The organism is Prevotella corporis DSM 18810 = JCM 8529, assembly GCF_000430525.1.
In the GTDB taxonomy this organism is placed as follows: Bacteria; Bacteroidota; Bacteroidia; order Bacteroidales; family Bacteroidaceae; genus Prevotella; species Prevotella corporis.
Genome location: NZ_AUME01000084.1, coordinates 1 through 1835, shown reverse-complemented (window position 1 = coordinate 1835; position 1835 = coordinate 1). Strand labels below are relative to the sequence as shown.

The 1835-nt window shown below is 47.9% G+C and carries 1 protein-coding gene and 1 pseudogene; both read right to left on the bottom strand.

Features of this window, described 5'->3' with window-relative positions; all coding sequences use genetic code 11:
- Positions 1-600 (bottom strand): phage integrase SAM-like domain-containing protein (locus H515_RS0110360; RefSeq protein ID WP_028901921.1); only part of this gene is annotated, 600 nt, incomplete at its 3' end.
- A 257-nt stretch (positions 601-857) separates the two neighbouring features.
- Positions 858-1835, bottom strand: a pseudogene (locus H515_RS13440) (hypothetical protein); the annotation flags it as partial.

The window sequence follows — 1835 nt, the reverse complement described above, 5'->3', positions numbered from 1 at the left end:
CAGGTCTTTGAGCAAGGAAGCCAGCATGGAGAGATAACCAGCCGAAGTGTTGAGCTTGAATCCCTTTTCTTTGGCGAAGTAGTCCTCCAAGTCTTTGATGAGGACTGTGTCCACTTTCTGTACGGGAATATCCTCCACACGGTAGCGATACCTGACGAAGTTTGCCAGATGCTTGCGGAAGAGCAGCAGACATTTCAGCCTCCGCTCGCTGCGGTCTATGCCCACGCGCTCACGGAAGCGGTCGATATACTCGTCTGTATGATGCAGCAGTTCTTGAGATTCGCTATTTAGTCCGAATACAAGTTCCTGTACTCTCTCTGCCGTAATGGGGGCATCGGAGCTACCCGAAAGAGACTCATAAACCTTGTATATGCTCACCTGAAGGCGGTCAAGTTCCTTGTTTACCGATACGGCTTCGGCACTCTTGCCCAGCAGTCGGTTCTTGCGACTGTCCCACAAACGAGGAGTACACGAGCATTTGCAACTGAACTGTACCATAGAGCGTCCTGCACTGATGCGTCCCATGATGGGACTTTTTCCGTTTTTGTCCTGCGTACCTCTCTTGAGGTAGAAAAGCAGCTTGAATTTTTCTTTTTCCATTGTTTTTTACTTGCAAAATTACACTTCTTTGAGGAACTTTGAACGATGCAAAACATTGATAATGAAAGAGAAAACTCCGTTTTAGTTACCACTTTCAGCCGTCCTTTTCCTTTCGTCGTTTTTCGAACGATTTGGTAACTGAACTCCCTCCTTTTCGCTCCCTTTTCTGCCTGTTTCCCATGATGCAACCCTAAGAAGAAACAAGCAATATCCGCTGTATTTCAGTCAGATATGATTTTTATGCCATATTCTGCTTTCTACTCCCATACTTCCGCATAGAATGCAGCCAGCTCAGGCACCTTAATGAATGTCCTGAACCGCTCTTTCTGGATTATTTCATTGGTAATGGAGAACTCGTAGTCAGTCGATTTCTTGGCAAAGACGGCTGCCCATGCATCAAAACTGTTGATACCTTGCTTCTCCAAAGCCTGCGGACGCAAGTATTTGAACAGAAGATACAACTCCGTTAGGCTATTGGAAATGGTCGTTCCCGAAAGAAACGTTGCCCCCAAGTCCTTGCCGGAACGCTCCTGTATGGTACGAATAGCAAAGAGCATGTTTAAGGCACGCTGTGAACCATCAGGATTGCCCAAGCCCGACACCCTGTCGTGGCGGGTGTTGAACATCAGGTTCTTGAATTGGTGCGATTCATCTACAAAGAGGTGGTCGATACCCATCATCTTGAAGTCCACGGCATCGTCTTTTCTTTCGGTGATGCTGTCCTGAATGTTCTGTAACTTGGCTTCAAGTGTCTGCTTGCGCTTTTCCAAGCCTTTGAGCATACCACGGGAAATCTCCGTTCCTTGCATACGCAGGACTTCAAGGTTTTCCTCCACAGAGTCCTTCTCCTTCTGCAGGATAGCCTCTTGTACTTCCAAGGCTTGCGGTATCATGCCGAACTGCTCGTGCGTGAGGATGATACAATCCCAGTCGTTGTTCTTGATGTCGTTGAAAATGCGTTGCCTGTTCTGCTTGCTGAAATCATTCTTGCCCGGATAGAGAATCCTCGCATTGGGATAAGCCTTGCGGAAGGTATCGGCAATATCGAATACATTTGCCTTCAGTCCGATAATCATCGGCTTGTTAGCAAGTCCTAACCGCTTCATCTCATAGGCTGCCGTACACATGATAAGCGTCTTGCCCGCTCCCACCTCGTGGTCGCAGATACCGCCGCCATTGGTTTTGAGCATCCATACGGCATCCTTCTGACTCTTGTAGAGGTCGGCAATGCCCAA